At 69.8% G+C, this 5,948-nt stretch carries 5 protein-coding genes and 1 pseudogene; 4 read left to right on the top strand and 2 right to left on the bottom strand.

All coding sequences use genetic code 11. The annotated features are described in order from the left end of the window. Positions 1 to 699: pseudogene (locus BJQ90_RS14515) on the top strand (hypothetical protein); the annotation flags it as partial. A gap of 13 nt (positions 700 to 712) precedes the next feature. Here BJQ90_RS14515 and BJQ90_RS14520 read toward each other — a convergent pair. Further along, positions 713 to 2,020 (bottom strand): MFS transporter, encoded by a 1,308-nt coding sequence (locus tag BJQ90_RS14520; protein ID WP_226760951.1) that lies wholly within the window; start codon positions 2,018 to 2,020, stop codon positions 713 to 715. 109 nt (positions 2,021 to 2,129) lie between these two features. Between BJQ90_RS14520 and trmB the strand changes: the two genes are divergently transcribed. From trmB to nagA, 3 genes are all read left to right on the top strand, one after another. Then, positions 2,130 to 3,053 (top strand): tRNA (guanosine(46)-N7)-methyltransferase TrmB, encoded by a 924-nt coding sequence (gene trmB / locus BJQ90_RS14525; protein ID WP_226760952.1) that lies wholly within the window; start codon positions 2,130 to 2,132, stop codon positions 3,051 to 3,053. A 138-nt stretch (positions 3,054 to 3,191) separates the two neighbouring features. Further along, positions 3,192 to 3,998, top strand: coding sequence for a DUF1206 domain-containing protein (locus BJQ90_RS14530; protein ID WP_226760955.1), 807 nt, complete (start codon positions 3,192 to 3,194; stop codon positions 3,996 to 3,998). Beyond that, positions 3,995 to 5,227 carry an N-acetylglucosamine-6-phosphate deacetylase gene (gene nagA / locus BJQ90_RS14535; protein ID WP_226760953.1) on the top strand — a complete coding sequence of 411 codons (1,233 nt, stop codon included), beginning with the start codon at positions 3,995 to 3,997 and terminating at the stop codon, positions 5,225 to 5,227. The genes BJQ90_RS14530 and nagA overlap by 4 nt, the downstream gene beginning before the upstream one ends. On the opposite strand, the gene BJQ90_RS14540 is transcribed toward nagA, so the two are convergent. Next, positions 5,217 to 5,948 (bottom strand): hypothetical protein (locus tag BJQ90_RS14540; protein ID WP_226760954.1); only part of this gene is annotated, 732 nt, incomplete at its 5' end. The genes nagA and BJQ90_RS14540 overlap by 11 nt on opposite strands.

A 5,948-nucleotide genomic window follows, 5' to 3' on the forward strand; every position in this document is an offset into this window, starting at 1 on the left:
GAAACGACTGCCCGGGCGGTGGAGTCCATGGCAGGCTTCGCCCGGGACCTCATCGACGAGGCGGTAAAGAACCCGCCCAGCGCCCCGCAGCCGAATCCGGCCGGCGCGCACAGCCCCGAAGAGCTCCGCCAGCTGCTCCAGGGAGTGACGGGAGGGGCGGGCACGGAGCTGTTCGTAACCCCGACCGATGCCCGGGTGATCCCAGGAACCCCAGGGGTCATTCCACTCCCCTCGCAGGCCGGCTGCGCCTACGACGACGCCGCCTACTACGGAACCCTGGCCGGCCAGGCGACCATGGCCCAGGGCATCGCCTCCACCGCCGACAAGGTGGTCTCGCTCGAGGTGACCATCATCAGCATGGGCACATCGGTCGCGCAGCCGTACCCCTTCGACATCCGGACGTTGGCGATCAAGGACTGCCCGTCCATCCAGGCGAACGTCCTGGGCCAGGGCCAGCCTTACTGGTCACCGGTTGAGCCTTTGAATGTGCGGCTCGACGCCGATTCCCGCCATGGGTTCAGGTACCAGAACTCGGATGGATCCGGCCGTTCCTACGTCCGCCTCGGCGCCCGGCGGGGAACACTCTCGGTGGAGGTCGGCACGATGAACTTCCGGCCCCTCGCACAGGGCGATGTCCAGGCCGCAGTCGATTCGGCCACCACCGTTATCCAGCAGGTCTTCGCGAAAGCCGGCCTGTAGCGGGCCGCTTCCGTCAGCCGCCGATGAAGCGGTTCCGGCCGGCACGGTAGCCGAACACGGCGGCCAGCGATCCGACGGCAAGGAAGAGCACACCCGCCGCCGCGAAGGACCCCGTGGACTGGTGCAGCTGGCCGACCATCAGGGTGCCGGCGGAGCCCACCCCGTAGCCCACACCCTGCATCATCCCGGACAGGTGCGCGGCGGTGTGGCCGTCCCGGGTGCGGACCATGATCATGGTGAGCGCGACGGCCGTCAGGCTGCCCTGGCCCAGGCCCAGCAGCCCGGTCCACAGCCAGATCAGCGGCAGCGGGCCGAAGATGCTCAGCGCGAAGCCGCCACCGGTCATCAGCGCGACCACGGTGTTGATTGTGCGCTGGTCCCGGAGCCTGGTGGCGAGGGCCGGGGCGAACAAGGACCCCAGCATCTGCAACACGATCGAGACGGAGACGATCACGCCCGCGGTGCCGCCGTCCACGCCGCGTTCGCGCAGGATCGGGGCCAGCCAGGCGAAAACGCTGAAGGACATCATCGCCTGCAGCACCATGAAGATGGTCACCTGCCAGGCGACCGCCGAGCGCCACACATTCACGCCGCTGCGCGACGTCTGGTGCCGGCCGTGGCGCTGCCTGATGGCCAGCGGCAGGAAGAGCAGGAGAACGACGCCGGCGGGCAGCGCCCAGAACCGCAGGGCCGCGGTCCAGTCCCCGGTCGCGCTGAAAACCGGGTAGGTGAATCCGGCGCCCAGGGCCGCGGAAGCGCAGATCGCCGTGGTGTACAGGCCGCCCATCAGGCCGAGCCGGTGCGGGAAGTCACGCTTCACCAGGCCGGGCAGCAGCACATTGCAGAGCGAGATCGCGGCACCGCAGGCCGCTGTCCCCGCCAGCAGGGCCGGGAGGTGACCGGCGCCTGCGGCCTCCAGGGGCCGCAGCAGCAGCCCGGCGGTGAGCACCGCCATGGCACCCAGCAGCACGCGCTCGGCACCGAAGCGGCGGGCCAGGACGGGAGCGAGCGGCGCGAAGACCCCGAGCAGCGTCACCGGCACCGTGGTGAGGACGACGACGGCCCAGCCCGGCAGGCCGGCGTCGGCCGTTAACTCGGGTAGAACAGCGGAGAAACTGGAAAAGACCGTGCGGAGATTCAGCCCGATCAGGACCAGGCACACCCCCAGGTAGACCAGGCCGCGGCGGCTGCCGACCCGGGTAGGCTCCGCCGCGGGTACGTCGTCGATCTCGGCGTCGACCAGCAGGCCAGGGCGTTCGCCAACCCTGATGCCGCTGAGGGTGGGGTCCTGGGAGCTTTTCGGTACAGTCACGGACCCCATTCTGGCAGGATCTTCGCCGCGTGCCGTGCCACCGGAGTCACGCTCGGCTGCCCTGCCCGCCAAACCTGCCGAGCCGGCCGCACGCCGGGACTCCACTATTCTGGAAGGGATGAGTGAATCCCCAGAATCCCCCGAATCACCGCAGGAATCACGCCCGGTGACCCCCGGCACCCAGGCCTCCTTCGGCACCTACGGCGGCCGTCCGGTCAGTTTTGTCCGCCGGGGCACCCGCCTGCAAGGCCGCCGGCAGACCGCCTGGGAGGAACATTCCGACCGGTGGGCCGTCGATGTCCCCCGCCACATCGCCAACACGTCCGTGCACCCGGACTACGTCTTCGACGTCGAAGCCGAATTTGGCCGGAAGGCCCCGCTGGTCGTGGAGATCGGCTCGGGGCTCGGCGACGCCGTATGCCACGCCGCCGAGGAGAACCCGGACAGGGACTTTCTGGCCGTTGAGGTCTATACCCCGGGGTTGGCCAACACCCTGATCAAGATCAACAGCCGCGGGCTGGCCAACGTCCGCGTCGTGGAGGCGAATGCCCCCGAGGTGCTCGCCACCATGCTGCCGGCCGGATCCGTGACGGAACTCTGGGTCTTCTTCCCCGACCCGTGGCATAAGTCCCGGCACCACAAGCGCCGCCTCATCCAGCCGGCCTTCGCCGAGCTTGCCGCACGGGCCCTCAAGCCCGGCGGCATCTGGCGGATCGCGACGGACTGGTCCAACTATGCCGTCCACGTGCGGGAGGTCCTGGCCGGCTCCCCCGACTTCGAGAACCTGCACGACGGCGAACGCAGCGGCGCGGAGAGCCCCCTCACGCAGGTCTGGGAATCCGGCGTCGAGTCCCTCGTGGGCGGAGCCCCCGTGAAGGAGGGGCGCGCACCGGTGAGCACCGAACACACCGGCCCCAACGAAGGCACCGATGAGACCGGCGGCTGGGCGCCGCGGTTCGACGGGCGGATCCTGACAAGTTTCGAAAACAAGGCGCACGACGCCGGCCGGCTCATTTTCGACCTCAGCTACCGCCGCCGCTAGGCCAACCAGCCGGCGACGCTGTCGCCGGCGGGCTCCGCGTGGCACGATTACCGAAGAGACAGAAAAGGCATACACCGGGCGGAACCGTAGTCCGGCGGAACCACCGAGTCAGTTGAAGGATCGATCATCAAAAGAGAACTGAAGGACGCCGCGGACGCGGCCGAGGACATCACCAACTCCCGGTGGCTCGAACCGGTGGCCCGGGCCGGGTTTGCCGTCAGCGGCATCCTGCATTTCCTGATCGGGGTGGTCGCGATCCGGCTCGCCATGGGCGGCCAGGGCGAGGCTGACGTCAGCGGGGCCGTCGGGCAACTCGCCGGACAGCCGGCCGGGCCGTTACTGCTGTGGAGTTGCTTCGCCGCGTGCGTGGCCCTGGCCGTGTGGCAGGCAAGTGACGCCATCTTCGATTTTGAGCATCTTCCAGTGAAGAAAAAGGCCGCAAAGAAGGCCAAAGCCGCGCTCCAGGCCGTGGTCTACGCCGGGCTCGCGGTGACTCTGGCCTCCTTCGCAATCGGCGCGGGCAAAGACCACAGCAGCTCCACCAGCGACTTCACGGCGTCTGTGATGAAGGCACCTGGAGGCTATCTGCTCCTGCTCGCCGTCGGCGCGGCGGTGGCGATCGCCGGGGTTGTCTACGCCATCCGCGGTTTCCGGCAGTCCTTCACCAAATACCTCCGCCTGCCCGCCGCCGAGAAGGCACGGATGGCCGTGATCGTCCTCGGCGTCGTGGGCTACGCCGCCAAGGGCATTGCGCTGCTGCTGGTGGGACTGCTGGTCATCATCGCCACCATCAAGGTGCACCCGGAGGAGTCCACCGGGCTCGACGGCGGCCTGAAGGCCCTCCGCGACCAGCCGTTCGGCGTGTACATGCTGGCCGCCGTCGGCATTGGCCTCATCTGTTACGGCGTCTTTATGATGGTGCGGGCCAAACTCGCCAAGATGTGAGGCCCGCCGCCTATCTCCTGGCCGGGACACTGATCTCGGACGGCACCGCCGCGGCTGATTCCGTGGTCGCCGTGACTGACGGACGGATTGCCTATGCCGGGCCCCGGGCCGGCTTCGACGCTGCGGGCTTCCGCGGCGCCCGGGAGCTAGAGCTTCCGCCGGGCAGCTCGATCCTCCCCGGACTTGTTGACCTCCACTGTCACGGCGCCGCAGGCGGCGGCTTCCCCACCGGCGGCACCCGGGCCTGCCGCGCCGCCGTCGGTTTCCTGCACCGCAGTGGAACGACGACGCTGCTGGCCAGCCTTGTGACTGCCTCTGCTGAGGAGCTCGTCCGGGGAATCGGTGTGCTGAGGCCGCTCGCGGAGGAGGGCCTCATCGCGGGCATCCACTCCGAAGGGCCGTTCCTCGCCCGGGCCCGCTGCGGGGCGCAGAACCCGGAGTGGCTCCGGGACCCCGACCCGGCGCTGCTGGGCCGGATGCTGGACGCCGCCGGCGGCACCCTCAAGACCATGACGTATGCCCCGGAACTGCCCGGAGCCGGCGGGCTGGTCCGCCTGCTCACCGGACACGGGGTCACGCCCTCGGTGGGCCACACTGATGCCGACGCCCGCACCACTGCTGACTCCCTTTCCAGCGCAGCCGAGTCCCTGGAGTCCGGTGCGGCAACCCAAACGGGCCGCCGGCCGACGGTGACGCACCTGTTCAACGGGATGCCGCCGCTCCACCACCGGAACCCCGGGCCTGTGGCAGCGTGCCTGCGCCTGGCGGCCGAAGGCACCGTTGCCGTGGAACTCATCGGCGACGGTGTCCATCTGGACCCCGAGACAGTCCGGATGGTGTTCGGGCTGGTCGGCGCCGACAACATCGCCCTGGTCACCGATTCGATGGCGGCCACCGGCCTGCCCGACGGCGATTACGAGCTTGGCCCCTCCGCCGTGGTGGTCTGCGGGGGCGTGACGGAGCTGAAGAGCAACGGCGCCCTCGCCGGCGGCACGGCCACGCTCCTTGAGGTGGTCCGCCGGACCATCGGGGCCGGGGTGGCGCCCGCAGACGCCGTGAAGGCGGCGACCCTGGTTCCGGCCAGAATCCTCGGCCTTGAGGCCGAGATCGGGAGCCTGCTGCCGGGGATGCGCGCCGACGTCGTGGCAGTGGACCCTGACTTCGGGCTGGTGGCGGTCCTGCGCGCCGGTAACCTGCTGGGCCGCCCCGCACTCCAAGTCAGGGCTTGAAGTCGTCGTGGACCACGACGCGCGAGAGCTCGACCGTTCCATCCGGCAGTCGCCAAAAGTGCAGCCGCCGGGCCGACGCCACGTTCTGCTCGATCGCCGCGCGGAAGCATTTTGCACCGTCCGCGCGCACCAGCTGGGCTGTGTCTCCGCCCGGGTTCGCCCGCAGCGCATGAACTTCACGCGCCCCATTCCGCTCCGCCGTCCCGGTCAGGACCTCCACCGTGGCCTTCAGCGCTTTCGCGACAGCTCCCGGCCCGGTGAAGCCGTAGAGGGACGCTGCAAACTCCGGCCCGGCCTGCCACTCCGAGGGCAGCACCTGCCGCGCCTTGTCGAACGCCGGGACATTCCCGGCCCAGGCGAGGTACACATCGTGCCGCAGGCGTTCACCTGCCGTCGCGAACAGCCCGTCCGAACCGGCGGCGGCCAGTGCGCGCTTGAGCGCAGGTTGCATCCGGCGCTTGTAGGCCCGGAGCTCGAGGAGTTCTGCCTGCCGCCGGGCGAGCCGGGCCTCCGCGTCCTCCAGCGCCGCCCGGGCACCCTCCACGATCTGCTGCTCCGCCGCCAGTTCCAGCCGCAGGGCATCCTGCTCCTGCTGGAGGCCGACGAATCCGGCGCCGGCGTGGCTGGCAGCGGCGACAAGTTCCTGAAGGGCGGCGACCTTCCTCCGTTCGGCTTCCAGCTGGAGCTGGGTGGTCATCAGGGCAACCGACGGTTTTGGAGC

This window comes from Arthrobacter sp. SO3 (assembly GCF_020532825.1).
Lineage (GTDB): Bacteria > Actinomycetota > Actinomycetes > Actinomycetales > Micrococcaceae > Arthrobacter.